We start from the raw sequence: 25,824 nt of genomic DNA on the forward strand, positions 1-25,824 counted from the left end.
CTTCCATGGCCAATTCGGGGAAGGTGGACTGGAAATCATGGCGCAGTGGACCTCGGCGGTGGGAGCCGCTCAGCTCGCGCGGCTGCTCAACTCCCAGCAGGAGCGCCCGGCGGGCCCCGGCACACGCCGCCCGCCCGCCTATCGCGCCCTCGCCGACGGCGTGCGTCTGCTCGTCCTCGAAGGGCGCGTCCCCGTCGCCGCGCGGCTGCCCGCCGAGCGCGAGCTGGCCCTCTCCCTGTCCGTGAGCCGCACCACGGTGGCGGCAGCCTACGAAGCCCTTCGCGCCGAAGGGTTCCTGGAGTCCCGCAGGGGAGCGGGCAGCTGGACGGCCGTACCGGCCGGGAACCCGCTGCCTGCCCGGGGCCTCGAACCGCTGCCGCCCGAAGCCCTCGGCTCCATGATCGATCTGGGCTGCGCTGCCCTGCCCGCCCCCGAGCCGTGGCTCACGCGTGCCGTCCAGGGTGCGCTGGAGGAGCTCCCGCCGTATGCCCATACGCACGGCGACTATCCGGCGGGGCTGCCCGCGCTGCGCGAGATGCTGGCCGAGCGGTACACCGCGCGCGGCATCCCGACCATGCCCGAACAGATCATGGTGACCACCGGGGCCATGGGCGCCATCGATGCCATCTGTCACCTCTTCGCCGGACGCGGCGAACGCATCGCCGTCGAGTCCCCCTCGTACGCCAACATCCTTCAGCTGATGCGCGAGGCCGGGGCCCGGCTGGTGCCCGTCGCCATGGCCGAGGGGCTCGCGGGCTGGGACATGGACCGCTGGCGGCAGGTGCTGCGCGACGCGGCGCCCCGGCTCGCCTATGTCGTCGCCGACTTCCACAACCCGACCGGCGCGCTCGCCGACGAGGACCAGCGCAGGCGGCTCGTCGACGCGGCCCGCTCCGCCGGCACGGTGCTGATCGTGGACGAGACCATGAGCGAGCTCCATCTGGACGAGGGCGTCGAAATGCCGCGTCCCGTCTGCGGTTTCGACCCGGCCGGGTCCACCGTCATCACCGTCGGCTCGGCCAGCAAGGCGTTCTGGGCGGGCATGCGGATCGGCTGGGTCCGCGCCGCTCCCGACGTCATCCGCAGTCTGGTCGCGGCCCGCGCGTACGCCGACCTCGGCACCCCCGTCCTGGAGCAGCTCGCCGTGAACTGGCTGCTCAGCACCGGTGGCTGGGAGCAGGCCGTGGACATCCGGCGCACCCAGGCCCGCGAGAACCGCGACGCGCTCGTGACGGCCCTGCGCCGCGAACTGCCCGGCTGGGAGTACGACGTGCCGCGGGGCGGGCTCACCCTGTGGGTGCGTACCGGCGGTCTGTCCGGTTCACGGCTGGCCGAGGTCGGCGAGCGGGTGGGCGTGCGCGTGCCCTCCGGGCCCCGCTTCGGGGTCGACGGGGCCTTCGAGGGCTATGTGCGGCTGCCGTTCACGGTCGGAGGCGCAGTGGCCGACGAGGCGGCGGCGCGCCTGGCCGCGGCCGCCCGGCTGGTGGAGTCGGGGGCGAACGGCGGAACGGAGTCGCCACGCACGTTCGTGGCGTGACGCTTCCGGATGCACCTTGTGCGGTGATGTCTCCTGAGCCCTGAGCCCTGCGCCCCGGCTTAGGCGGGGCATTCCGGGCACCTGCCGCCCGGCCGGTGGTGGGGGGAGCGGGCGGAGAGAGGGCGCTGCGCGTTTCTCGTGCGCGACGCCCCCTCCATCCACTCAGCCTTCCGCCGGGACGACCCCTCCGGCTCGCTCAGCCTTCTGCGGGGAAGCTCCTCCGCCCGCTCAGCCTTCCGCGGGGACGCCCACCGCACCCGGTGCCGTGAAGCGCACGGGGCTTTCCGGCGCCGCGTCCGCGAGGTCCGCCGGTGCCGGGCCCGTCGGCTCGGCGTCAACCGGAGTCGTGCGTGCCGGGAGCAGACCGACCACCGCCTGGCGGTGGGCCTCGCTCGTCGCCTCGTCGTACGGGTCCGGGGTCGCCGGGACTTGGAGGCGGTGGACCGGGCCCGAGCCCAGCCGGGCGTAGCCGCGGCCGGGCGGCACGTCCGGTGTCGGAGTCGTGGGCGGGGGAGACCCGAGCACGGCTTCGAGCTGGCCCGTGGACGCGGGGCCGAGCACGACACGCGCGCGCGTGTGTCCGCGTACCGCCTCGCTGAGTGACTCCAGGGCGTCGAACTGCTCGGCCACCACCACCGTCACACCGGCCGCGCGGCCGTGGCGCAGCGGTACCTGGAGGAGGGACTGGGGATCCTTGCGGCCGTCGGCCGCCGCGAGATGGCCGAGGACCGTCGGACGGTCGAGGAGGAGCCAGAGGGGACGCCTGGTGTCCTCCGGCGGGGTGTGGCCCGCCTGCCGGGCGCGGTTCGCGGCGATGAGCCGGCGCTCCGTCTCGTGCGCCGCCCACTCCAGGCTCGCCAGCGCGCCCGCCAGGCCGCACTCGATGCCCAGGACGCCGTCGCGGCCGGTCAGACACGCGAACTCGCCGCTGCCGCCGCCCTCGACGATCAGTACGTCGCCGTGCTGGAGGGCCTGCAGCGCCATCGAGCGCAGCAGGGTGGTCGTGCCGCTGCCCGGCCCGCCGACCGCGAGCAGATGCGGCTCGGTCGAGCGCGCACCGGTGCGCCAGACGACCGGTGGGGTGTCCCGCCGCTCCTCGCCGAAGGTGAGCGGGAGTGTGCGCTGGACCCCGGCCGGGTCGGTGAAGCCGAGGACGGTCTCGCCCGGAGCCGTGACGAAACGCTGGGCGGCGACATCGGTGGGAAGCGGCGGCAGCACCGTGACCGTGAGCTGGTTGCCCTCCTCGTCCCACGCGAAGCGGTACTCGCGCCCGCGGCCCGACTTGGTGTGCAGCAACTGCTCGATACGGGCACGCGCGTCCGCCTCCCCGTCGGTGAAGTACGCGGGGTAGTGGAGCGAGAGATGCGAGACACGGCCGGTGTCGTCGAACTCGTACGAGGCGAAGGCCTTGTCCCACTCGCCGCCGTGGGCGTAGAGCGGGGCCGGGTCCTCGGGAACCGAGAAGTAGGGGACGAGTGCTTCGTAGAGCGATTCGAGGCGCTTGGTCTGCGCCTCGTCGGGTCCTGCCGGCCCGCGCGGCGTGCGGTCCCGGCCGTGCCACGCCGACGCCCCCATCAGGGTGACGATGGCGAGCAGCGGCCCGTACGGGACGAGGGCCACGACCAGGACGACCGAAGCCACCAGGAACAGCAGTGGACCGCGCCGGTCCTTGGGGGTGTCCGCCCACTTGCGCCGTCCGGCGGCAGCCAGCCGGCGCAGTCCACGGGTGACCGTGATCAGTGGGTGAAGGACGTCGGTGGCGCTGTCGGCGGCCGTCCGGGCCAGGTCCCGGCTGCGGGCGATCTGCGCGCTGCCGGTACTCAGAATGCGGGGAAGAGGGCGCCGGGCCACTGCTGTCTCCTGGAGGTGCGTGCGAACGGGATGGGCGTCAGAACTTGATCCCGCCGAGCAGCCCGGCCAGGCTCGCGCCGCCTGCCGTGATACTCGGAGCGATGGCCGTGCCCGCGAGGTAGAACCCGAAGAGGGCGCAGACCAGCGCGTGCGAGGCCTTGAGGCCGTCCTTGCGGAAGAAGAGGAAGACGATGATGCCGAGCAGCACCACACCTGAGATGGACAGGATCATGAGAGTTCTCCTGGTCGATGGGGACAGTCACCATGAGTACTTCCAGGCTCACAGGATGTATCCATACGATAAAAGGTGCAACAGAGTGAAATTCTGCTTATTTCACCCCGATGGCCCTGCCTGACAGGGCCTCCGGGGCGGCCGCTCGACGGTTTGCCGGATTCGTGGTGATCTTTGCCTCGGCCGGGCCCGGTCATGTGCCCGCGAAGCCAGTACGCTGGCGATTCACTCGTACGGCCGCACCGCTGACGGCCGCACGTTCCCGCAGTTCCGTTCGTTGTCGCATGTGTTGTCGCAGTGAGAGGCGGTCCCGCCGATGAGTGAAGCCCCCGACCCCGAGGTCGTGGAGCTGGCGACCAAGATCTTCGATCTGGCCCGGCAGGGGCGGACCGAGGCGCTCGTGGCGTATGTGGACGCGGGTGTTCCGGCCAATCTCACCAACGACCGCGGCGACTCGCTCGTGATGCTGGCCGCCTACCACGGCCACGCCGACGCCGTCAGCGCCCTCCTGGAGCGCGGCGCGGAGGCCGACCGCATCAACGACCGGGGCCAGACTCCGCTCGCCGGAGCCGTCTTCAAGGGCGAGGACGCCGTGATCCGGGTCCTCCTCGACGCCGGCGCCGACCCCTCCGCGGGCACGCCCTCCGCCGTCGACACGGCTCGGATGTTCGCCAAGGCCGAATTGCTCGAACTGTTCGGCGTGCACTGAACAAACCGCCTTGACCAGGCGAAACAACGATTTTGGGGGAGGCGGTACGGGGCCGCCGGAAATGCGGTCGCGGCAGCGAGAACCGCTGGGTCATCATGACGTCGTGATTCACGTACGCGATGGCTGGGCAGGTGTTGCCGCACCGCGCGGACCGTGATGCGGCCCGCACGGGCCACCGACGAGAGGCAGAGGAAGATGGTCTACAGCAAGCAGGAAACGGCGGGCGCCCCGACGTGTTGTCACGCGGCCAGGTAAAGCAGGATCCCCGGTTGCGTCGACGCTTGATGTGAGGCTGTTTCCCATGTTCGATCCGGTCATAGCGCCCAGCGGTACGCTGCTCGGCCTGCTCCAGAGGGGCCGCGGCGACGGCACGCTGCACGCGCTCACCGCCCCGCGCGCCGAGGCGCTCGCGGCACTGAACCACTGTGTGCTGCGCGACCCCCGCCACGACTGGCAGGTGGAGAACCGCTCCCTCTACTACGCCCGTCTCTTCCTCGACCTGAGCGGCGAGCTCGACGAGATCGAGGCACACCTCTTCGACGCGGACGACGTCCTCCACACGGACGAGTCACGCACGGGCCTCGCCCTGGCCGTCCTCGGCCACCTCGCCTCGTACGGCAGGCGGGACGCGCTCGAACTGCTCAGGCGGTACGCCGCCTGCGGCGCCAACTGGGCCTGGGCCCTCGACGAACTGGCGCTGCGCGACGACGACGCCGGACTGCGCGCCCTCGCCGCCCCCGTCCTCGCCCGGTTCCCCGCGGACCCCGAGGGCGAGGCCGAACTGGCGGTCGTCGTACGGGACTCCTTCGAACCGCGGCCCTGGCGCCTGTGGGCCGACGATCCCCGCGAATCCATCGGCGCACGTGTGCGCGGCGCCCAGGAATCAGGCTCCTTCGACCGATGGCAACGGCAGATGCGACCGTCCGGGCCCCGCCCGGGGTGGAGCGTGCGGGCCGTCTTCGAGTGGGCCCAGCAGGGCATCGAGCGCGGAGCGGCCCTCCATGTGCCGGCCGCGCGATGCCTCACGGCCGTCGCCGGACCCGAGGACCGCCCCGAGATTCTCGAGGCCGCCCGCTCCGGGGACGACGGCGCGCGCTGCACGGCCCTGCGCTATCTCGCCGACAGCCAGGATCCCGACGTACTCGATCTCATCGAGGCCGCCCAGGCCTCCGCCTCACGGCTCGTCGTGGAGGCCGCCGTGGACGCCTTCGAACGGATGCGGTCCATCGCCGCCGTCGAGCGGGCGCGCGGCTGGGTCCACCGGCCCGACGCCCTCGGAGAGGCCGCCGGGCGCGTTCTCGCCTGCCGGGGCGGCGCGGCGGACCGGGAGCTGGTCCTCGGTGCCCTGCGCGAGGCCGTCCGGGGCGACGGGCCCGACGCCCAGACCCTGTGGACCCTCGTCGACGGCGCAGGACGGCTGGGCATCGCCAACGCGGCCCCCGTACTGCGGCATGTCTACCGTGAGACCGCCTCGTCCCATCTGCGCGGGCGCGCGGCCCGTGCGCTGGCCGCCACCGATCCCTCGTTCCCCGCCGGATTCGCCGTCGAGTGCCTCTGGGACTGCGAGGAGACCACCCGCGAGGTGGCCGCGCGGCACGCCGAGACCGGTGACGCCCGGGTGGTCGACCAGCTCCGGCGGCTCGCCGCCGATCCGGCCGAGGAGGCCGAGGTACAGACCGCGGTACGCAGCCGCATCGGACCGGACGCGTCCGCCGTGTGAGGCACCCGAGCGGGACAGCGGTGTGAGACCGGCGTGTGAGCGTTCCGTCGTCGGCCCGTATCCCGTTGGTACGGGCCCGGACGCCGGAGCGTGACCGGCTTGTGATGCAGGGGCGTGCGGAGCGCAACGCTCACGGGACGTTCCTCATTCGGAAAGATCCACGTTGACGCGTCCACGTCCGGCCCGACGACAACACGGGTATGCGTGTCGTCATCGTGACCGAATCCTTTCCCCCCGATGTGAACGGCGTGGCCCACTGCGCGCTCCAGACCGCCCGACACCTCGTCGAGCGCGGTCACGCTCCCATCGTCGTCGCCCCGGCCACCGCTGCCGGGAACGGGCCCGACGCCCACGCGCCGTGCCCCGTCGTCCGAGTCCCCTCCCTACCGCTCCCCGGCTACCCCCAGGTTCGCGTCGCCCTCCCCAGCCGACGCGTCGCCGCCGCGATCACCGAACACCGCGCCGACATCGTCCACCTGGCCAGCCCCTTCGTCCTCGGCGTCCGTGGCATGACGGCCGCCGCCCGGCTCGGCATCCCCGCCGTGGCCGTCTACCAGACCGACCTCGCCGGCTACGCCCGTACCTACGTGCACGCGGGCGAAGCCGCCGCCTGGCGCCGTATCCGCTCGGTCCACGCCGCCGCCGACATCACCCTCGCCCCGTCCACCCCGGCTCTGCACGACCTGGAGGCACACGGTGTGCCCCGGGTACGGCTGTGGCAGCGCGGCGTGGACACCGTCCGTTTCCGGCCGGAACACCGGGACGACACACTCCGCCGTGAACTCGCCCCGAACGGCGAGCTGATCGTCGGCTACGTCGGCCGTCTCGCCCCCGAGAAGCAGGTCGAACTCCTCGCTGGAGCCTGCGGTCTGGACGGCGTACGGGTGGTCGTCGTCGGCGACGGACCCAGTCAGCCGAGCCTGACGCAGGCCCTGCCCGGCGCCGTTTTCCTGGGCCGTCGTACCGGCGACGAACTCGCCCGGATCTTCGCCTCGCTGGACGTCTTCGTGCACACCGGACCCTTCGAGACCTTCTGCCAGACCGTCCAGGAGGCGATGGCGAGCGGCGTCCCGGTCGTCGCCCCCGCCGCAGGAGGACCGCTCGACCTGGTGGCGCACGGGCGTACGGGACTGCTCGTCCCGCCGCGCGACGAGGGCGCCGTGCGTGACGCGGTGTGGTCGCTCGCCGCCGATCCCGCACTGCGGGCCGCGTACGGCGCCGAGGCGCGGCGGACCGTCGAGGGCCGCACCTGGGCGGCCGTCGGCGACCAGCTCATCGGGCACTACACCGATGTGCTCGCCGGACGGGCGGTGATCGCGGCATGAGCAGGCCCCTGCGGATCGTCCGGCTCGCCAACTTCGTCGCCCCCGCCTCGGGCGGCCTGCGGACCGCGCTGCGCGAACTGGGCACCGGATACCTGGCGGCCGGACACGAGCCCGTACTGATCGTGCCCGGCGAGCGCGCCTCGGACCGCGAGACCGAACAGGGGCGGGTGATCACGCTGCCGGGCCCGCTGCTGCCCGGCACCGGCGGCTACCGCGTCCTCACCGACAAGCGGCGTGTCGCCGGCCTCCTGGAGGCACTCGCGCCCGACCGCCTCGAGGTGTCCGACCGTACGACGCTGCGCTGGACCGGCGTCTGGGCGCGGCGCGCCCGGGTGCCCGCCGTGATGGTCTCCCACGAGACCGCCGACGGCGTACTGCGCACCTGGGGCTTCTCCGAGGGCATGGCCCGCAGGACCTCCGACGCCCTCAACATCCGCACCGCCCACCACTATTCACGGATCGTGTGCACCACGGAGTTCGCGGAGCGCGAGTTCGTCCGGATCGGAGCCCGCAATGTCGTACGCGCCCCGCTGGGCGTCGACCTGGAGGGCCGGCACCCCGCGCTGCGAGACCCGGGGCTGAGGGCACGGCACGCGCGCGAGGACCAGGTCCTGCTCGTGATGTGCTCCCGGCTGTCCGTCGAGAAGCGGCCCGGCACCGCGCTCGAAGCCCTGGAGGCGATGCTGCGTCGCGGGCGGCGCGCGGTGCTCGTCGTGGCCGGTGACGGGCCGCTGCGGGCCCGCCTCGAACAGCGGGCGCGCGAACGGCGGCTGCCGGTCACCTTCCTCGGACACGTCGGCGACCGCGCGCTCCTGAGCGCTCTCCAGGCCTCCGCGGACGTGTGCCTCGCCCCCGGGCCCGCCGAGACCTTCGGACTCGCCGCCCTGGAGGCGATGGCCTGCGGCACGCCCGTCGTCGCCAGCGCCTCCTCCGCGCTCTCGGAGGTCGTCGGCTCCGCCGGAGCCACCGCCGCGGACAACGGAGAGGCCTTCGCGGACGAGATACGGATGATCCTGGACCGCCCGGAGAGCGAGCGGCGGGAGGCCGCACGCGCGCGTGCGGCCTGTTTCGGATGGCCGGCCGCCGTCGAGGCGTTCCTCACCGCCCATGACACCGAGGTCCTCTTGGGGCGGCCCGAGGCGCCTACGGCGGCCCCCACCGTGGAACGGGCCCGGGAGGGCGTCGTATGAGACCCCTGCGGTTCGTGGCGCTCGGTGACTCCCTCACCGAAGGGGTGGGCGATCCCGTGGGCGAGGAGTGGCGCGGCTGGGCCGCGCTGCTCGCCGCCGGGCTCGCACCGGCCGACGCGCCCGTGGAGTTCGTCAACCTCGCGGTCAGCGGCGCCCAGACGCGTGACGTCCTGGAACGCCAGACCCCGGCCGCGCTGGCCGAGCGGCCGGACATCGCCTCGGTCGTCATCGGCGTCAACGACACCCTGCGGTGCACCTTCGACATCCACGCCGTGGCCGAACGGCTCGACGAGGTGTACGCCGCGTTCACCGGGCAGGGCGCGACCCTGCTCACCGCCTGTCTGCCCGACCCCGGCGCGATGTTGGGACTGCCCGGGGCGCTGGCCCGCCCGCTCGCTCGGCGTCAGCGGGCCGTGAACGCGGTCGTGCACGCGCTGTCCGAGCGGTACGGAGCGGTGCATCTGCATGCCGCGGAGGGCGACTGGGTCACCGAGCGGGCCATGTGGAGCTCGGACCGGCTGCACCCGGGGGAGCGGGGGCACCGGCAGCTCGCGCTCCACTTCCACGCGCTGCTCGCCGAGGCGGGCACCGCGACCGGGGTCGCGCCTTCCGCCGAGCCCGAGTTCCCCGAGCCCACGCGGTCGGCCAGCCTGTGGTGGCTGGCCACCGCCGGGACGGGGTGGGTGGCTCGGCGCTGCACCGATCTGTTGCCCCAACTCCTCACCCTGGCCGCGTCGGAGGTCCGTCATCGGGCGCGGGGGACCAGTGCGCGGCTCGATCTCAGTGCGTCTCATGCGGTGGCGGCGGCGTTGGCGGCGCTGTCGGTGTCGGGGGAGCAGCCGGACGCAGCGTAGGGCTCCGCGGGTTGGGCCTTCTTTTGGGTGCGGGTTCGTTGTGGCTTGTCGCGCAGTTCCCCGCGCCCCTGAGGGGCGCGGCTCAGCGCGTCCGAGTGCCTACCTGTACGAAGCGCACCGGGGTGCCCGGGGTCGCCTGGGCCGTGGCGGGGAGGTCGGTGGGGCGGACGACTGCTATCACCGGGTAGCCGCCGGTGGTCGGGTGGTCGGCGAGGAAGACCACGGGGCGGCCGTCCGGGGGGACCTGGATGGCGCCCAACACCATTCCCTCGCTGGGCAGTTCGCCCGGTAGTGCCCGCTCCAGGGCGGGGCCCTCCGTGCGCAGGCCGATGCGGTTGCTCGCCGAGGAGACCCGGTAGGTGTGCGTGGTGAGAGTGCGGATCGCGGCGGTCGTGAACCAGTCGTCGCGTGGTCCGAGTGTGACCCGCAGGACGAGTTCGGTGGGGGGCCGCGGCTGCGGGACGACGTCCACGCGCGCGTGGGGGGTCATCGGCGTCCCCAGGGGGAGCACCGTTCCGTCCGCGAGGGGCGGCGGGCCCAGGCCCGACAGCAGGTCCGTCGACCGGCTGCCGAGCACCGGTTCGACGGCCACTCCGCCCGACACGCCCACATAACTGCGTACTCCGGAGACCGCCGTTCCCACGGACAGCAGTGCCCCGGCGGGCACGCGCACCGGTGCTCCCCAGGCGGCCGGGCGCCCGTCCACGGTGACCGGGCACGGGGCACCTCCCACGGCGACGGTGACGGTCGAACGCGGGCGTACGTCGCAGCCGTTGAGCGTGGTCTCCAGGAGGGCCGCCCCGGGCGGATTGCCGACGAGCCGGTTGACCAGGGCGGCCGCGGGCGCGTCGAGCGCTCCGGAGCGCGGCACGCCCAGGTGTGCGTGGCCCGGGCGCCCCTGGTCCTGCACGGTGGTCAGCGCCCCGGCCCGTACGACGGCGAGCGCGCGGTCCGTCATCAGGACGTCACCGGGACGAAGCGGACCGGCGTGCCGGGCGACAACAGGGCGGCGGGCACGCGCGCATGGTCCCACAGGACCGCGTCCGTAGTCCCGATCAGCTGCCAGCCGCCAGGCGACGAGCGCGGGTACACGCCCGTGTACGGACCCGCGAGGCCGACGGAACCCGCCGGGACAGTCGTACGGGGTGTCGCGTGCCGGGGCACGCCGTAGCGGGCCGGGAGCCCGGTCAGATAGCCGAAGCCCGGGGCGAACCCGCAGAAGGCGACCCGGAATTCGGCCGCCGCGTGGATCCGCGCGACCTCCTGCGGGGACACGTCCCAGTGGCCGGCGACGGCCGCGAGATCCGGGCCGTCGTAGCGGACGGGTATCTCGACCGCCTCCTGTGCGCGCGCGGGCGCGGGCGGCGGCTTCGACGTGGCCAGCCGGGCGGCCAGCCCGGCGGGATCGTCGAGGCCGTCCAGAAGGACCGTACGGGCCGCGGGCACGATCTCCCGGACGGAGAGCGAACCCTCCGCGCGGCGGCGGAGCAGATCGGCGTGCAGGGCCTGTGCCTCCTCGTCCGTGGACACCTCGACGAGCAGCGCACGGTCGCCGACCGGCAGTGCCCTCATGCGAACGCCTCCACGCGGATGCCCGACTCCTCAAGACGTGCACGGACCAGGCGGGCCAGGTCCACCGCGCCGGGGGTGTCGCCGTGCAGGCACAAGGAGCGGGCGCGAACCGGGATGTCACGCCCGGAGTGGGACGTCACGACACCAGAACGGGCGAGGGTCACCGAGCGTTCCACGACGGCGCCGGGATCGGTGATCACCGCACCCTTCAAGCGGCGTGGCATGAGTGTGCCCGCATCGGTGTACGCGCGGTCTGCGAACGCCTCCGTGACGACCGGCAGGCCCACCGCGGCAGCAACGACGAGGAACCGCGAGTCGGGCAGGCCGAGCACCGGCAGCGCGGGATCGGCAAGGAGCACCCCTGCCGCGACCGCCTCGGCCTGCTCCGCGTCGTGCACGACGCGGTTGTAGAGCGCGCCGTGCGGTTTGACGTACGCCACGCGTGCGCCCGCCGCGCGTGCGAAGACCTCCAGAGCACCGATCTGGTAGGCCACTTCGGCCGTCAGCTCGTCGGACGGCACGTCCATCGCGCGTCGCCCGAAGCCCGCCAGGTCCCGGTAGGAGACCTGGGCGCCGATCCGTACGCCGCGCTCGGCCGCCAGGTCGCACACCCGACGCATGGTGGCCGCGTCCCCGGCGTGGAAGCCGCAGGCCACGTTGGCGCTGGTGACGACGGACAGCAGCTGTTCGTCGTCGGTCAGGCGCCAGCGGCCGAAGCCCTCACCGAGGTCGGCGTTCAGATCGATGGTGCTCATGGAGTGCTGTTCCTCCCGGTCAGGCGACGCGGTACTGCTCGTCGCGGGCGTCGGTGATGAACATCTGGCCCGGCGCGTGAGTGATCGCGAACGGCGGGCGCGAGGCCATCACCGCGGCCTGCGGCGTCACACCGCAGGCCCAGAACACCGGGATGTCGTCCGGCTCGGCCTCCACCGGATCGCCGAAGTCGGGGCGGGCGAGGTCCTCGATGCCGAGGCCGCCCGGATCACCGCAGTACACCGGGCTGCCGTGCACCGCGGGCAGCAGGCTGGTCTCCCGGATCGCCGCGGGCAGGTGCTCGGGCGGCACCGGACGCATCGACACCACCATGGGGCCGTGCAGCCGCCCCGCGGGACGGCACGGGCGACTGGTCACGTACATGGAGACGTTGCGCCCCTGCTCGATGTGGCGCATCGGCACCCCCGCCTCGGACAGCGCCGACTCGAAGGTGAAACTGCACCCGATCAGGAACGACACGAGGTCGTCGCGCCAGTGGGCCAGCACGTCCGTCGGCTCCTCGGTCAACTCGCCGTGCTCCCACACCCGGTAGCCCGGAAGGTCGGTCCGCAGATCGGCGTCGGAGGCCAGGACGGTCGTCCAGGAACCGGCGTCGGTGACGTCGAGCACCGGGCAGGGCTTCGGATTGCGCTGGCAGAACAGCAGCATGTCGTACGCCCAGTCGGCCGGCACCGAGATCAGGTTCGCCTGGGTGTGGCCCGCCGAGCAGCCCGCGGTGGAACCCGACACGCCCGAACGGAACCGGGAGCGTGCCTCTGCCGGGCTCCACGCGTGCGCGTGGTCGTCGAGAAGGTTCAGGGGGCGGTGCTGCGTACGGTTCACAGGAGCTCCTTCCCACGGGTCTCGGGCAGACCGATCAGGGCCAGCGCCGCGAGACCGTATCCGATCGCGCCGAAGACCAGCGCGCCCCCGACACCCCAGCTGTCGGCCAGGAAGCCGACCACCGTCGGGAAGACCGCGCCCACGGCACGGCCGGTGTTGTACGTGAAGCCCTGTCCCGTGCCGCGCACCGCGGTCGGGTACAGCTCGCTGAGGAACGAGCCGAAGCCGCTGAAGATCGCCGACATGCAGAAGCCGAGCGGGAAACCGAGCACAAGGACAAGGGTGTTGGCGCCGCTCGGGATGTTCGCGTAGGCCAGGATGCAGACCGCCGAGAGGATCGCGAAGAGCAGGATGTTGCGCTTGCGGCCCAGCTTGTCGGTGAGATAACCGCCGGTCAGATAGCCGATGAAGGCCCCGGAGATCAGGAACGTGAGGTAGCCGCCGGTGCCGACGACGGACAGTCCGCGGTCCGTCTTGAGGTAGGTCGGGACCCAGGTGGCCAGCGTGTAGTACCCGCCCTGGACGCCTGTGGAGAGCAGGACCGCGAAGATCGTCGTCTTCAGCAGTCCGGGCGCGGCGGCCGTGCCCGGCTTGAAGATCGTGGCGAACGAGCCCTTCTCGGGGCTCTCCTTGCGGCGTTGGTCCGCCTCCGGCGCGTCCTTCACATTGCGCCGTACCCAGACGACGAGCAGAGCCGGCAGCGCGCCGGTCCAGAACATCACGCGCCAGGCGAGGTCGTCGTCCAGGTACTGGAAGACCAGTGTGTAGACCAGCACGGCGAGTCCCCAGCCCACGGCCCAGGAACTCTGGATCGCGCCGAGCGTGCGCCCCCGGTGCTTGGGGCTCGCGTACTCGGCGACCAGGATCGCGCCGACCGCCCACTCACCGCCGAAACCGAGCCCCTGGAGGGCGCGGAAGACCAGCAGGGTCTCGTAGTTGGGCGCGAAGCCGCAGGCCACGGTGAAGACCGCGTACGTGATGACGGTGATCATCAGCGCCTTGACGCGCCCGATCCGGTCCGCGATCACACCCGCGGCCGCGCCGCCGATCGCGGACACGACCAGCGTGACGGTCGTGAACAGCCCGGTCTGGCCGCTGTTGAGGCCGAAGTACGCGGACAGCGCCACCATGCTCAGCGGCAGCGTGAAGTAGTCGTACGAGTCCAGCGCATAGCCGCCGAACGCGCCGCCGAAGGCGCGGCGGCCGCGCGGACCCAGGGCCCGCAGCCAGGCGAACGCGCCCTCGTCGGCGGTGGGTTCACCCGCTCCGGGGCGCGTCTCGGTGTTCAGGGCCTGCGGTGGAGGGGTCGTGCTCATGGGCACCTCGCAGATGAGGGACGGGAGGGTGCTTGAGGACTGAGCCGTACGGGAGCAGCGGTGGTGCGAGTTGTGGCGTGCGGAGGCCGTCGGCTCCGGTACGAGCGGCCGGTGCCTGACTAGCAAGGTAGAGGATCGTTGAACGATCCCTCAATACCCATGTTGTTTCGTTCTTGTATCTGCGATTGAATTCGGGCGTGGCCGAACTGAACGGACTGGCGGACGACCGCGCGCTGCTGGGTCGCACCAGCACCGCCGAGCGGGTCTCGGACATCCTCAGAAGCCGGATCGCCGAAGGGTTCTTCCCGCCCGGCACACGGCTGTCGGAGGACAGCATCGGCAACGCGCTCGGCGTCTCGCGCAACACGCTGCGCGAGGCGTTCCGGCTGCTCACGCACGAACGGCTGCTGGTCCACCAGCTCAACCGGGGTGTCTTCGTGCGGGTCCTCACCGTCGAGGACGTCGAGGACATCTACCGCACCCGCAGCCTCGTCGAATGCGCCGTCGTACGCGGACTCGGCGAACCGCCCTACGCGGTGGACGGCCTCGCCACGGCCGTCGCGGACGGGCGACGGGCGTCCCGCGAAGGTGACTGGAAAGGTCTGGGTACGGCCAACATCCACTTCCACCGGGAGCTGGTCGCGCTCGCCGGCAGCGCCCGCACCGACGAACTGATGCGCAGCGTCTTCGCCGAACTCCGCCTCGCCTTCCACCTCGTGGACGACCCCCGCCGACTGCACGAGCCGTACCTCGCCCGCAACGGCCAGATACTGGGGGCCCTCCAGGACGGCGACCGAGAGGCGGCCGAGAGCCTGCTCGGCGTATACCTGGACGATTCACGCAAAAGGGTCGTGGAGGTCTACGGCCGCCGGGTGGCGGAGGACGCCCCTTAGGGGCGCGGGGAACTGCGCGCCCAGCCGCAGTCAACCCGCGGACAACGAACCACCCGCGGTAACCCGGCGATCCCAGCGGAGCGTTTCGGTCGATGTCAGACCGAGGACCTAGTCTGTGCACCGTGACTTCGCCTGCATCGACGGACAGCGTTCCGCCCCAGCTCAGCGCGGCGCCGCGCCCCGCCCCGGGCCCGGCCGCCGACGAGGGACTGGCGCGGCGGCTGCGCGCGCTCGCCTGCACCGCGCCGCTGCACGACCTCGACGTACGCAAGGCGAACCTCGCTGGTGAGTACTCGGTGTACGGGATGGCGGAGGTGGCCCTGGCCGCCATCGATCTCGTCACACTGAACATGGACTTCGACACGGGCGCCGACCACGACCAGATAGTGGCCAGGCTCATCCCGCGCATCGCCGCCCAGGCCCCGCGCCGGCCAGTCGCCGAGCACGAGCGGGTCGCACGCTGGGTCCTGGAGAACCTCATCAACGTCGGCAGCGTCGACCGCGGCTTCCGGGCCGTATACGGCACGTTCGCGACCGACGGTTCGTACGTGCGCCGGGACTACGACTTCAAGCTCATCGAGGAGGTGCCCGGCTACGGAGGGAGCGTGTACCTCCGTACGACGGACGAGGCGGTCAACGTTCTCGTGGGCGCCCTCGACACAGACGTCACCAGTGCGCAGATCGCCGCCGAGGTCAAGCTGGAGGTGCTGATCAGCCGCGGCCGGCTCGCGGACGCGCAGCTCGCCGCCGAGCAGGCCCGCTACCGCACCGTGCAGTACTCCGAGACGCTCCGCAGGGCCCTGGACGCGACCCGGCGCAACGTACGCGCGGTGGACTGGCTGCAGGCCGTGCCCGACATGATCGCCGAGGCACTCGACCATGTCGCCGACCGCTATCGCCACGAGAACGCGATCCTCACGAACATCCGCAAGGCGCGGGACGAGTCGGAGGACGCCGAGCAGAAGCGGCGGGCCGCCGAACTGGTCGACATCGTCAAGGACTGCATCCGGCGGCACACGCAGCTCCAGTCCCGGCTCCTGGAGGCCGGGCCGCTGTTCCGTGCCGAGCAGGACCGGCAGGCCTTCGCGACGCCGATGACGACGTCGGGGATAGATCTGTACGGGCATCTCGTCGCGCCCGTACTGCCGTTGCCCGTGGAGCGGGCGCGGCGGGTGACCGACGCGTTCTTCGCCCGTGGGACGGGGCTTCGGACGCCCGCGTCCGTTCGGGTCGGGGACCTTGTCGATCTTCTGCTGACACCGCCCATGGAGCGGGAGCACCTCGGTGCCGAGATGCCCGAGCCGGATCTGATCGCCACGCCGGACGACAGCCGGTTCAGCGAGGAGCAGCTCGCCGCCGCCATGGAACTGCTCGACCTGCCGGCCGACGCGCCGCGCCGGCTGTCCGGGCTCCTCGCCGACGCGCGGCGCCGGGACCCCGAACTGCCTTATCTGCTCGCCCTGCTGGCCGTGCACGCGGCCAGTCCGCCGGTCGGTACGGCGTATCGGCAGGGTGAGGAGAAGTTGTTGTTCGCCGTGGACGACGGGACCGAGCTGGACGACCCCGAGTTCGGTGGGGCCGATCTGATCGTGGGGATGGCTCTGCTGGATGCGGTGGGGATGGCTGCGGATCGGAAGGATGCGGCGTGAGCGGTTCGCTGGGTTTTCCGGAGGACTGCGGGTTGCTTGTGACCTGCCGGCCGTCCGTGGCTTGTCGCGCAGTTCCCCGCGCCCCTGAAGGAGCGCCCGATGGCGGCCCCGCTTTTCGGAGCAGCCCCTTTTTTGAGAGCAAGGAGTCCCAGCCGTGACGGAACACGTTGAGTGGGGGGAGCCGGACGTAACGGCCGTGCCGGTGCCGACCGCCGCCGTCACTCCCGCCGACGCCGCCGATGGTGCGCGCCTCGTGGCCTTTGGGTTGCAGCCGAAGTTGCAGCCCGCGCGGGACCAGGAGTATGCCGAGCTGTTGCGGAGGTACCGCGAGGATCCGGCCTTCGCGCGGCTGGCCGATGCCGTGGCGACGGGGCTCGGGCTTGTGGTGCTCGAGGTGTCCCCGCGGGCGGGGATGGCGGTGACCGCGGCCGAGGACTCGGTGTTCGCCGTGCGGATGGGCGACTACGCGCGGCGGACGTCGGCCGACTCGGGAGACCGGTTCCTGCACGGGCTCGCACATCTCGCCGTCGCCGCCATGGCGTTCCCTCGCCCGGAGGACCTCGCCGACGACGGGTACATCGGGCGTGTGTCCGTCAACGGTGTCGACGCCTTCGTGCGGCAGGCCTGCCGACGGCTGGAGGAGCGGGCCGACGAGCAGGGGGAGAACACCGACCCGGCGACCGACGCACCGGGCCTTGAGGCGGCCTGGCGGATCTGGGCGCGGCGCAGCTCCACCGGGGCCACCAAGGACGCCCGAAGACTCGCCGGTTCGACCACCGGCATCATCGGCAAGGCCGCGGCGTTCCTCACCGACTCGGGGTTCCTGCAGCGCACCGGGGACGACGGCGGTGGGACGTACCGGACGACCGCCCGCTACCAGCTCCAGGTACGGGACATGGCGGGCAGTGCCGCGATGGCCGAGCTGCTGGAGCTCGGCATCGTGCCGGTCACCGACGGCACCGCCAGCCTGCTGCCCGCCGAGGACACCGACGATCTGGAGCTGGCCGCCGATGCCGGACTGCCGTTCCACTCATGAGCCGGTGGTCGGCCCATTGACCGAGACCCGCCGCCCCCGGCCCACCGCCCCGCCCCTCTGACCGACCGCCTCAACTTCCTTTACGCCTACTCCCTTTACGCCTACTCCCTTTACGACTACGAGAGTCCGCCGCCATGTACGAGCTGTCCCGGGTCCGCCTCTACTCCATCGGGCCTGCCGGTGCGCGCTACGCCGACACCGTGCTGGACCTGCGGGGTGTCGGCGAGCCCGTGCCCGACCCCGCGCCCACGCAGGCGGAGTTCTTCGAGGAGGAGCCCGTCGGGCCGCCGCGCCGCCCCGCGCCCGCCGGTGTGCTCTTCCTGGAGAACGGCGGCGGCAAGTCCGTACTGCTCAAGCTGATCTTCTCGGTGATGCTGCCCGGCCACCGGAACACGCTGGGCGGCGCCAGCTCCGGCGTGCTGCGGAAGTTCCTGCTCGCGGACGACTGCGGGCACGTGGCGCTGGAGTGGCAGCACACGCTCACCGGCGAGTGCGTCGTGGTCGGCAAGGTCAGCGAGTGGCGGGGGCGCCAGGTCTCCAACGATCCCCGGAAGTTCGCGGAGGCCTGGTACTCCTTCCGGCCCGGGCCCGGGCTGAGCCTGGACAATCTGCCGGTCGCCGAGGCCACTTCCGTGCGGCCGTCCGCCGAGGGAGCCTCGGGCGCGCAGGGGCGTCGGCGCACCATGAAGGGCTTCCGGGACGCGCTCACCGAGGCGGGCAAGGCGTACCCGCATCTCGAAGTGCACTGGGAGGAGATCCACGACCGCTGGATCGAACACCTCGGCGACCTGGGCCTGGACCCCGAACTCTTCCGCTACCAGCGCGAGATGAACGCCGACGAGGGTGAGGCCGCCGGTCTCTTCGCCGTCAAGAAGGACTCCGACTTCACCGATCTGCTGCTGCGCGCGGTCACCGACACCCGGGACACCGACGGGCTCGCGGACCTGGTCGGCGGGTTCGGCAACAAGCTGGGGCGGCGGGCCGAGCTGATCGCCGAGCGCGAGTTCACCGCCGGGTCCGTGGACCTGCTCGGGCGGATCGTCGAGGCGACTGCGACGCGTTCGCGCGCACGGGACATCCACGCGGGCGCCGAGCGGCGTACGAGGACGCTGGCGCGGCGGCTCTCCGTGCGAGCCGGGCAGGAGCGGGGCCGCACCGGCGACCTCGCCCAACAGGTCACCGCCGCCGCCCACCGGGTCACCGAGGCCGACGGCTCCCGCGAGCGCAGCGCGCTGATCTCCGCCCAACTCGCCTACCGGCACGCTTCGTTGGCCCTCGCCGGCGCCGAGAAGGGCGCGGCCGCGCAGAAGCGGGAGCTCGCCGACGCGCGCACGCTGCACTCCGCGTGGCAGGCCGCCGAGCTGGTGCTGCGGCACCGCGCCTCCGCCGACCGCTCCGCGCGCGTGGCCGTCGCCATCCGCGAGGCCGAGCGGGACGCCGCGCCCGCGCTCGCCGCCCGTGCCAAGGCCGCCGCCGATCTCGTACGGGCCCTGCACGCCGCGGCAGAGGGGGCCGAGACGGTCGCCAACGAGGAGGAGGAGCGGTCCGCCGCGCTCCAGGAGGTCGGCGAGGCCGCCTACCGGGACTCGACGTCCGCCGCCACCGAGGCACAGCGTGCCCGCAGTGAGATCGGCCATCTGCGGCAGCGCCTCAGCGAGGTCGAGCAGGAGACCGCCGAGGCGGTGCGCGCCGGGTGGCTCGACGACACCGCCCCCGACGCCGACCCGGCCCGTGCCGCGCTCGCCGCCAGCGATGCCGAGAAGACCGCCGTCGCCGCGTGGGACACCGCGCGCGAGGCGTCCCGCCGTACGACGGAGCACTCCCGCGAGGCGGCGTCCGCCGAGTCCCGCGCCGAGCTGACGGCGGCCCGCGCGGCCGACGCGGCGACGGCCGCCGAGCGCGCCTACGACGCCGAGAGGGGAACCGCTCGGGCGCTGGCGGGGGAGGAGCGGCTGGCCGAACTGCTGAGCCTGCCGGGCGCCTCCGGCGGTTCGGAGGGCTCCGGGCGCGGCGGGTTGCCCCAGCCGCGACAGGGCGCGGGCACGGCTTCCACCGAGGGCGCCGCGCGTGCGAGTGACGGCGCGCGAGCGGACGCAGCCGAGCACGGGAACATGTCGGGCCGTGCTTCCGGGACGGGCGCCGGCACCGACGCAGCGGGCAGCCGTCGAGGACGGGGCGGCCCGGACACCGAAGCCGACCACGACGAATCGCCCTTCTCCGCCGAGGAGTTGGACCACTACGCCGACGAGCTCCGGGAGCTCCTCGACGACGGGGTCGCCTCCGCCGAGCGGCAGCTCTTCGAATTGCGGACCGCCGCGGCCGACGACGCGCGGATCCTCGGCGCGCTCGGTGACGGCGGGCTGCTGCCGCCGGGACCCGACGTGCTGGCCACCGTGGAGTACCTGGGCGAGCACGGCATCCCCGCGCTCCCCGGCTGGCGCTATCTCGCGCAGGCCGTCGACCCCGTCGACCACGCGCGCGTGCTTGCCGCGCGGCCCGAGCTGGTCGACGGCGTGGTCATCACGGACCCCGACACCCACGCGAGGGCCCGCGAAGCCCTCGTCGACGCCGCGCTCCTCCCGCGCTCCGCCGTGGCCGTCGGCACGGCCGCCGCGCTGCTCGCCCCGACCCCGGCCCCCGACACGGGCGACGGAGACGTCTTCCTCGTACCGCCGAACCCGGCCATGCACGACGAGCACGCCGCCGACGAGGAGCGGCAGACGCTGCGGACGCGCGCGGCCGAACGGGACGAGGAGATCCGGGAGTTGGCGGCCCGGCTCGCCAAGGACCGGGAGCTGGCCGCACGGCTCGCCTCCTGGCGCACGGGGTGTCCGGCGGGGCGGCTCGCCGAGCTCGCCACGGCGGCCCACGACGCGCGCGCGTTCGCCGAGGAGTCCGAGGCCGAGCTGTCCGAGGCGCGTACGGTCCGGGCCGAGGCCGACGAATCGGCGGCCGAGGCGGCCCTCGTACGGGACGAGCGGCAGGAGGCCGCGCAGCGGGCCCGGCGTGCCGCCGACGCACTTGCCGGACTGGCCTTCCGGCTGCGCGAGCGGGCCGGCTGGCAGGTCAAGCTGCGCGAACTCGCCGACGACGCCGCCGAGTCGGAGGCCCGCGCCCAGTCCTGCCTGGAGCGCGCCCGCGCCGCCGACGAGGACCGGCGCGGCGCTCAGCGCGCCGCAGACGACGCCCGCCGCACGGCCCGCGCCCTGCGCGGCGAGCGCGCGGAGATCGCGGGCGCCCCCGACGACGTACCGGAGGCCGACCCGGCCGCCGCGAAGTCGTCGCTGCCCGCCCTGCGCGAGGCCTACCGCGCCGCCTCCCAGCTCTACGAACAGGTCGGCGTCGGCGCCGACCTGCGGGCCGAGCAGTCCCGCGCGGAGAGCGACGAGAGCGCGGCGCTCGCCGAGTTGGAGCGGCTGAGCAACAAGGTCCGTACGCGCGCCGCGCAGCTCCTGGAGTCGACCGACGGCTCCGACGGACCCTCCCGGCAGGCCGCCGCGGCCCGCGCCGAGGAACTGGTCCAGCTGCTGGAGACGCGTATGTCGACCGCGAGCGAGATGCTCGGGCGGCTGCGGGGCGAGGCCGAGCGGCACGCGCCCGAGGACGGCGAGGCACACACCGAACTGCCTGAGGACTTGGTCCCGCGCGACGCCGAGCACGCACAGAGCCTGCTGCGCACCGCCACCGGTGAACTCGCCTCCCGCACCGAGGCGTTGAGCCAGGCGCGCGCGGCCCACGCCGAACTGCTCGACGCCCACCGCGCCGCCGAGGACGCGGCGGGCGGCTTCGACGAGACGGCCGCCCTGCTCCGGGACCTCCTCAGGGAGCACGCGGACGAGGAGCACGAGGAGCCCGAGCCCTACCCGGGCACCCTCGAAGAGGCCCGGCACTCCGCCGCCGAGTCCCGCCGTTCCCTGCGCGGCTGCGCGGCCGACCTCTCCGCCGCCGAGACCTCGGTGCGCGAGGCGAGCGACGTACTTGTCCGGCACGCCAACTCGACGCGCTACGAGCAGGTGCGCACGCCCGCGCGCCAGCAGATCCGTGAGCTGCCGGCGTCCTCCCTGCCCGAGCACGCACAGAAGTGGGCGGACGCCTTCGCGCCCCGACTCCGGGTCCTCACCGACGAGTTGGAGCAGCTGGAGCGCAACCGCGACTCGATCGTCGACCGGTTGCGCGGGCTCGTGGAGTCCGCGCTCGCCACGCTGCGGTCGGCCCAGCGGCTGTCCCGCCTCCCCGAGGGGCTCGGCGAGTGGTCCGGGCAGGAGTTCCTCCGCATCCGCTTCGAGGAGCCCGACCAGGCCACGCTCGCCGAGCGGCTCGGCGAAGTCGTCGACGAGGCGACCCGCGCGGCCGTCAAGAAGAACTCCGACATGCGCCGCGACGGAATGTCCCTGCTGCTCAGAGGCGTCGGCGCGGCACTCCGGCCCAAGGGCGTCGCCGTCGAGATCCTCAAGCCCGACGCCGTCCTGCGCGCCGAGCGCGTACCGGTCGGACAGATGGGCGACGTGTTCTCCGGCGGCCAGCTGCTCACCGCCGCGATCGCGCTGTACTGCACGATGGCGGCCCTGCGCTCCAACGACCGGGGCCGCAGCGACAAGCACCGGCATGCCGGCACGCTGTTCCTCGACAACCCCATCGGGCGCGCCAACGCCACGTACCTGCTGGAGCTCCAGCGGGCCGTGTCGGACGCCCTCGGTGTCCAACTCCTCTACACCACAGGCCTGTTCGACACGACCGCGCTCGCCGAGTTCCCCCTGGTCATCCGCCTCCGCAACGACGCGGACCTCCGCGCCGGGCTGAAGTACATCAGCGTGGAGGAACACCTCCGGCCGGGCCTCCCGCGTGAGGCTCCCGCCGGGGAGGCGGTGCACACGGAGATCACGGCAACCCGCATGTACAAGCGCCCGGCGCCGAGTGTTCCGTAGGGACGGCAGTGGGGAACTGCGGGCCCGCCGTGGCTGGTCGCGCAGTTCCCCGCGCCCCTGAAGGGGCACGTCCTACGCGTCCTCCTTCAACAGGTCCGCGCATTTTTCGCCGATCATCATCGTCGTGATGCACGGATTCACCGTGACAAGATCCGGCATCACGGACCCGTCAGCGACCCGCAGCGCCTCAACCCCCTTGACCCGCAGCCGAGCGTCGAGCGGCGCCGAGGCGTCGTCATCCGCGCCCATCTTCACCGTGCAGGAAGGGTGATAGACCGTGTTGTGCGTCTTGTGGATGTAGTCGAGCAGCTCGTCGTCCGTCCGGACATCCGGCCCGGGGGCCAGCTCGGCCCCGGCCCACCCGCTCAGCGCGGGCTGCTCCGCGATACGCCGGGCCAGCTTCAGCCCGAACGTCATCACGCGCGCGTCGTGCTCGTGCGTGAAGTACCGCGGATCGACCTTGGGCTTGTCCCGGAAGTCGCGGGTCCGCAGCCGCACCGTGCCGCGCGACTTCGCGCTCGTCACGTTCGGCGTGAGACAGAACGCGTTCTCGGAGGTCGGATAGCCCCACCGGGCCGTGTTCATGTCGAACGGCACGGACCCGTAGTGGAACATCAGGTCCGGCCGGTCAAGGCCGGGCTCGGTGTCGTAGAAGATGCCCGCCTCCCACCACTGGCTGGAGGTGGTCGTCATGGGCTGCTTGGCGTCCCACATGATGACGCCCTCGGGGTGGTCCTGAAGGTTCTCGCCCACGCCGGCCGCGTCCACCACCACCTCGACACCCACCTCGCGCAGATGCCCGGCGGGCCCGATGCCCGACAGCATCAGCAGTTTCGCGCTGTCGATCGAGCCGCACGACACGATCACCTCGCGCCTGGCCCGTACCGTCCGGGTGTGGATCAGGTCCGGGTCCAGGTACTCGGCGCCCACGCAGCGCCGCCCGTCGAGCACGAGCTTCTTGGCCCGCACCCCGGTCCGTACGTCCAGGTTCGGACGCTTGCCGAGGATCGGGTGCAGATACGCGACCGACGAGGACTGGCGGATGTTGTTCTCGTCGGAGTTGATCTGGAACCAGTTGGCCCCGCGCACGACCGTCTTGCCCGTGTTGAACGGGGTCGTCGGGATGCCCGCCTGGGCGCAGGCCTCCAACAGGGCGGTGCCACAAGGGTCGTCGCTCTTCAGCTGGCGCAGCTTCACCGGGCCGGAGCGGCCGTGGTGCTCGCCCGGAGCGTCGTTGTTCTCCAGCCGCTGGTAGAGCGGGAAGAGCTCGGCCGCGCTCCAGCCCGTACAGCCCGCGGCCGCCCAGCCGTCCAGGTCCTCGGCCGGTGCCCAGAAGGCGATACAGGAGTTGTGCGAGGAACAGCCGCCGAGCACGCGGGCGCGGGCGTGGCGCATGAAGCTGTTGCCGCTGGCCTGCGGCTCGACCGGGTAGTCCCAGTCGTAGCCGGACTCAAGGAGTCCCATCCAGCGTTCCAGCTTCATGACGTCGTCGTCGCCGACGTCGCTGGGCCCCGCCTCCAGGACGCACACCGTGACGGACGGGTCCTCGGAGAGCCGGGCCGCGACCACATTGCCCGCTGTGCCTCCGCCGACCACGACGTAGTCGAACTCGTCTTCGTTCATGGGGAGTTGACCTCCTTGAGTCCTTGCGACGTTCTGCCTTCGGATCGGGCGCTCAGTCGGCCGTCGGGGTGGCCGCGGGCGAGGACGGTGGAAGAGGTGTGTCGGGGGACTTGTACTGGTGCTCGGCGAGCACTCCGGTGCGGTGCCGCTGTACGAACCAGTAGTAGGCGAAGCCGCCGCCCATCACGATGCCGACGAACAGGACGGCACCCCAGCGCAGATACCAGTGGTAGGGGGCCGCCGCGTTGTAGACGGCGGCGCGCGGCCAGATCAGGTTGATCATCATGGCCGTGCCCCACACCACGGCGACGATGTTGACGGGCAGTCCCCAGCGGCCGAGCGAGAACTTGCCGTCGCCCGCGGGCTGCCACTTGCCGCGCAGCCTGGCCACCAGCATGGGCCCGGTGACCAGCAGATACGCGAGGTAGATCAGGATGATGCCGATACTGGTGACCACGGTGAAGATCTGCGGCTGGCGGATGTTGACCACCAGGATCGCCAGCGCCAGGATGCCGATGATCACCGCGGGCAGGATCGGGGTCTGGAAGCGCGGGTGGACCTTGGCCAGCTTGGAGGAGGCGGGCAGGTTGTTGTCGCGGGACATCGCGAAGGCCAGCCGGATCGCCGCCGTGTGCACGGCCAGGGCGCACACGGTGACCGCGATGAACACGCACCACAGCATGGCCTTGCCCGCGTCCTCGCCGAGCACGTTGAGGACGACGTACTGCAGACCGTCCGTGGACAGCTTGTCGCCCTTCAGGCTGGACACGCTCATCAGCGCGAGCAGCAGGATGAGCCCGCCGAGGATGAACGAGGCGACGATGGCACGGAGGATCGCGCGCGGCGCGTTGCGCGACGGGTCGAGGGACTCCTCGCCGAGCGAGGCGGCCGTGTCGAAGCCGTACATCACGTACGCGGACGCCAGTGACGCGATCAGGAACGCGCCGAGGTAGCCGCCGGGCTGGCCCGCTCCCGTGCCGTTCGTCTCCAGCACGACCCCCGGCCCACGGGTGATGTTCACGGCGAACAGCACGATCAGTACGACGGTGGCGATCAGCTCGATGAAGACGCCCGCCGTGTTGATCCGGGCCATCAACTTCACGCCGAGGGCGTTGACCAGCGTGGTGAAGATGATGAGTACGGAGGCCAGCAGCACGGCGTTGGTGGCGACGTCGTACTTGCCGGTGCCGTCGCCCACGAACTGGAACGTGGAAGAGATCTGAGGAAGCGTCAACTGATACGCAAGGGCCACGGCCGCGATCGACACGATCGAGGCGATCAGCATCGTCCAGCCCGCCAGCCAGCCTATGTGCGGGTTGCCCACCTTCTTGGACCAGTTGTAGACGGAGCCGGCCACCGGATAGCGGGCCGCGAGCTCGGCGAAGCAGAGCGCGACCATGAACTGGCCGACGAAGACCATGGGCCAGGACCACCAGTAGGCGGGCCCGCCGCTGCCGTAACCGAAATAGAAGAGCTGGAAGGTGCCGGTGAGGATGGAGATGTAGCTGATACCGGCGGCGAAGGTGTGGAAGTTGCCGAGCGTGCGCTTCAGTTCCGGCTTGTAGCCGAACTCGTTGAGCTCGGAGTCGTCGTTACTGTGTCTCTCAGGTGGTTGAGCGGTGGTGGTCATGAGGCGCCTCCTGGGAAGGGGGAGTTCTCCCGGGCGGGAGGGGAGTGCGGCTCGTGCGGGGTCGTTGGTGCGCGGGTGCTGGATCTCAGGGTGAAGAAGGCTGGATCTTACGGTGCTCGCGACTGGTTCTGACCATGAGGAGTGCCGGATTCTTGCGAAAGATCCG

The 25,824-nt window shown here is 72.3% G+C and carries 19 protein-coding genes; 10 read left to right on the top strand and 9 right to left on the bottom strand.

Going from position 1 to position 25,824, the window contains the following annotated elements:
• Positions 1 to 37: 37 nt before the first annotated feature.
• Positions 38 to 1,537: a PLP-dependent aminotransferase family protein gene (locus ACFWXQ_RS15945; protein ID WP_383943287.1), complete on the top strand. Its 1,500-nt coding sequence runs from the start codon at positions 38 to 40 to the stop codon at positions 1,535 to 1,537.
• 228 nt (positions 1,538 to 1,765) lie between these two features.
• Here the strand turns inward: ACFWXQ_RS15945 and ACFWXQ_RS15950 are convergent, their stop codons facing one another.
• Both ACFWXQ_RS15950 and ACFWXQ_RS15955 read right to left on the bottom strand, forming a co-directional pair.
• Positions 1,766 to 3,388 (bottom strand): hypothetical protein, encoded by a 1,623-nt coding sequence (locus ACFWXQ_RS15950; protein ID WP_383943290.1) that lies wholly within the window; start codon positions 3,386 to 3,388, stop codon positions 1,766 to 1,768.
• 37 nt (positions 3,389 to 3,425) lie between these two features.
• Positions 3,426 to 3,620, bottom strand: a complete 195-nt coding sequence (locus ACFWXQ_RS15955; RefSeq protein ID WP_055611072.1) for a hypothetical protein — start codon at positions 3,618 to 3,620, stop codon at positions 3,426 to 3,428.
• A 316-nt stretch (positions 3,621 to 3,936) separates the two neighbouring features.
• Between ACFWXQ_RS15955 and ACFWXQ_RS15960 the strand changes: the two genes are divergently transcribed.
• The 5 genes from ACFWXQ_RS15960 to ACFWXQ_RS15980 all read left to right on the top strand — a co-directional run bounded on the left by ACFWXQ_RS15960 (position 3,937) and on the right by ACFWXQ_RS15980 (position 9,418).
• Positions 3,937 to 4,329: an ankyrin repeat domain-containing protein gene (locus ACFWXQ_RS15960; RefSeq protein WP_143635256.1), complete on the top strand. Its 393-nt coding sequence runs from the start codon at positions 3,937 to 3,939 to the stop codon at positions 4,327 to 4,329.
• 301 nt (positions 4,330 to 4,630) lie between these two features.
• On the top strand, positions 4,631 to 6,049 hold the full coding sequence (locus ACFWXQ_RS15965; protein WP_383943294.1) for a HEAT repeat domain-containing protein: 1,419 nt from the start codon (positions 4,631 to 4,633) through the stop codon (positions 6,047 to 6,049).
• A 200-nt stretch (positions 6,050 to 6,249) separates the two neighbouring features.
• Positions 6,250 to 7,374 (top strand): glycosyltransferase family 4 protein, encoded by a 1,125-nt coding sequence (locus ACFWXQ_RS15970; RefSeq protein ID WP_383943296.1) that lies wholly within the window; start codon positions 6,250 to 6,252, stop codon positions 7,372 to 7,374.
• The gene (locus ACFWXQ_RS15975; protein WP_383943299.1) at positions 7,371 to 8,564 is read left to right on the top strand and encodes a glycosyltransferase; all 1,194 of its coding nucleotides are present in this window, start codon (positions 7,371 to 7,373) and stop codon (positions 8,562 to 8,564) included. Before ACFWXQ_RS15970 ends, ACFWXQ_RS15975 begins: the two co-directional genes overlap by 4 nt.
• Entirely contained in the window at positions 8,561 to 9,418 is an 858-nt protein-coding gene (locus tag ACFWXQ_RS15980) for an SGNH/GDSL hydrolase family protein (RefSeq protein WP_383943302.1), read from the top strand. The genes ACFWXQ_RS15975 and ACFWXQ_RS15980 overlap by 4 nt, the downstream gene beginning before the upstream one ends.
• 82 nt (positions 9,419 to 9,500) lie before the next feature.
• On the opposite strand, the gene ACFWXQ_RS15985 is transcribed toward ACFWXQ_RS15980, so the two are convergent.
• From ACFWXQ_RS15985 to ACFWXQ_RS16005, 5 genes are read right to left on the bottom strand one after another with little or no spacing between them, the layout of a single operon-like run.
• A complete protein-coding gene (locus ACFWXQ_RS15985) occupies positions 9,501 to 10,376 on the bottom strand; it encodes a biotin-dependent carboxyltransferase family protein (protein WP_383943305.1) in 876 nt (291 codons plus the stop codon).
• Positions 10,376 to 10,990: a 5-oxoprolinase subunit PxpB gene (gene pxpB / locus ACFWXQ_RS15990; protein ID WP_383943307.1), complete on the bottom strand. Its 615-nt coding sequence runs from the start codon at positions 10,988 to 10,990 to the stop codon at positions 10,376 to 10,378. Before pxpB ends, ACFWXQ_RS15985 begins: the two co-directional genes overlap by 1 nt.
• Positions 10,987 to 11,745 carry a LamB/YcsF family protein gene (locus tag ACFWXQ_RS15995; RefSeq protein ID WP_383943309.1) on the bottom strand — a complete coding sequence of 253 codons (759 nt, stop codon included), beginning with the start codon at positions 11,743 to 11,745 and terminating at the stop codon, positions 10,987 to 10,989. The genes pxpB and ACFWXQ_RS15995 overlap by 4 nt, the downstream gene beginning before the upstream one ends.
• Positions 11,746 to 11,764: 19 nt before the next feature.
• Complete coding sequence (locus ACFWXQ_RS16000) at positions 11,765 to 12,586, bottom strand: putative hydro-lyase (RefSeq protein WP_383943312.1); 822 nt, start codon at positions 12,584 to 12,586, stop codon at positions 11,765 to 11,767.
• Positions 12,583 to 13,902: an MFS transporter gene (locus tag ACFWXQ_RS16005; RefSeq protein ID WP_360064794.1), complete on the bottom strand. Its 1,320-nt coding sequence runs from the start codon at positions 13,900 to 13,902 to the stop codon at positions 12,583 to 12,585. The genes ACFWXQ_RS16000 and ACFWXQ_RS16005 overlap by 4 nt, the downstream gene beginning before the upstream one ends.
• 197 nt (positions 13,903 to 14,099) lie before the next feature.
• Between ACFWXQ_RS16005 and ACFWXQ_RS16010 the strand changes: the two genes are divergently transcribed.
• From ACFWXQ_RS16010 to ACFWXQ_RS16025, 4 genes are all read left to right on the top strand, one after another.
• Positions 14,100 to 14,795 carry a GntR family transcriptional regulator gene (locus ACFWXQ_RS16010; protein WP_383943316.1) on the top strand — a complete coding sequence of 232 codons (696 nt, stop codon included), beginning with the start codon at positions 14,100 to 14,102 and terminating at the stop codon, positions 14,793 to 14,795.
• 122 nt (positions 14,796 to 14,917) lie between these two features.
• On the top strand, positions 14,918 to 16,444 hold the full coding sequence (locus ACFWXQ_RS16015; RefSeq protein WP_383943319.1) for a hypothetical protein: 1,527 nt from the start codon (positions 14,918 to 14,920) through the stop codon (positions 16,442 to 16,444).
• A 154-nt stretch (positions 16,445 to 16,598) separates the two neighbouring features.
• Positions 16,599 to 17,480, top strand: coding sequence for a hypothetical protein (locus ACFWXQ_RS16020; RefSeq protein ID WP_383943321.1), 882 nt, complete (start codon positions 16,599 to 16,601; stop codon positions 17,478 to 17,480).
• A gap of 134 nt (positions 17,481 to 17,614) precedes the next feature.
• Positions 17,615 to 22,405, top strand: coding sequence for a hypothetical protein (locus ACFWXQ_RS16025; RefSeq protein ID WP_386268355.1), 4,791 nt, complete (start codon positions 17,615 to 17,617; stop codon positions 22,403 to 22,405).
• Between the two features lie 72 nt (positions 22,406 to 22,477).
• Here the strand turns inward: ACFWXQ_RS16025 and ACFWXQ_RS16030 are convergent, their stop codons facing one another.
• Together ACFWXQ_RS16030 and ACFWXQ_RS16035 are read right to left on the bottom strand one after the other, a co-directional pair.
• A complete protein-coding gene (locus ACFWXQ_RS16030) occupies positions 22,478 to 24,028 on the bottom strand; it encodes a GMC family oxidoreductase (protein ID WP_383943327.1) in 1,551 nt (516 codons plus the stop codon).
• Between the two features lie 52 nt (positions 24,029 to 24,080).
• Positions 24,081 to 25,658 carry an APC family permease gene (locus tag ACFWXQ_RS16035; protein WP_383943330.1) on the bottom strand — a complete coding sequence of 526 codons (1,578 nt, stop codon included), beginning with the start codon at positions 25,656 to 25,658 and terminating at the stop codon, positions 24,081 to 24,083.
• Between the last annotated feature and the right edge of the window lie 166 nt (positions 25,659 to 25,824).

Origin of the sequence: Streptomyces sp. NPDC058697 (assembly GCF_042715345.1) — a bacterium.
Classification (GTDB): Bacteria; Actinomycetota; Actinomycetes; order Streptomycetales; family Streptomycetaceae; genus Streptomyces; species Streptomyces liliifuscus.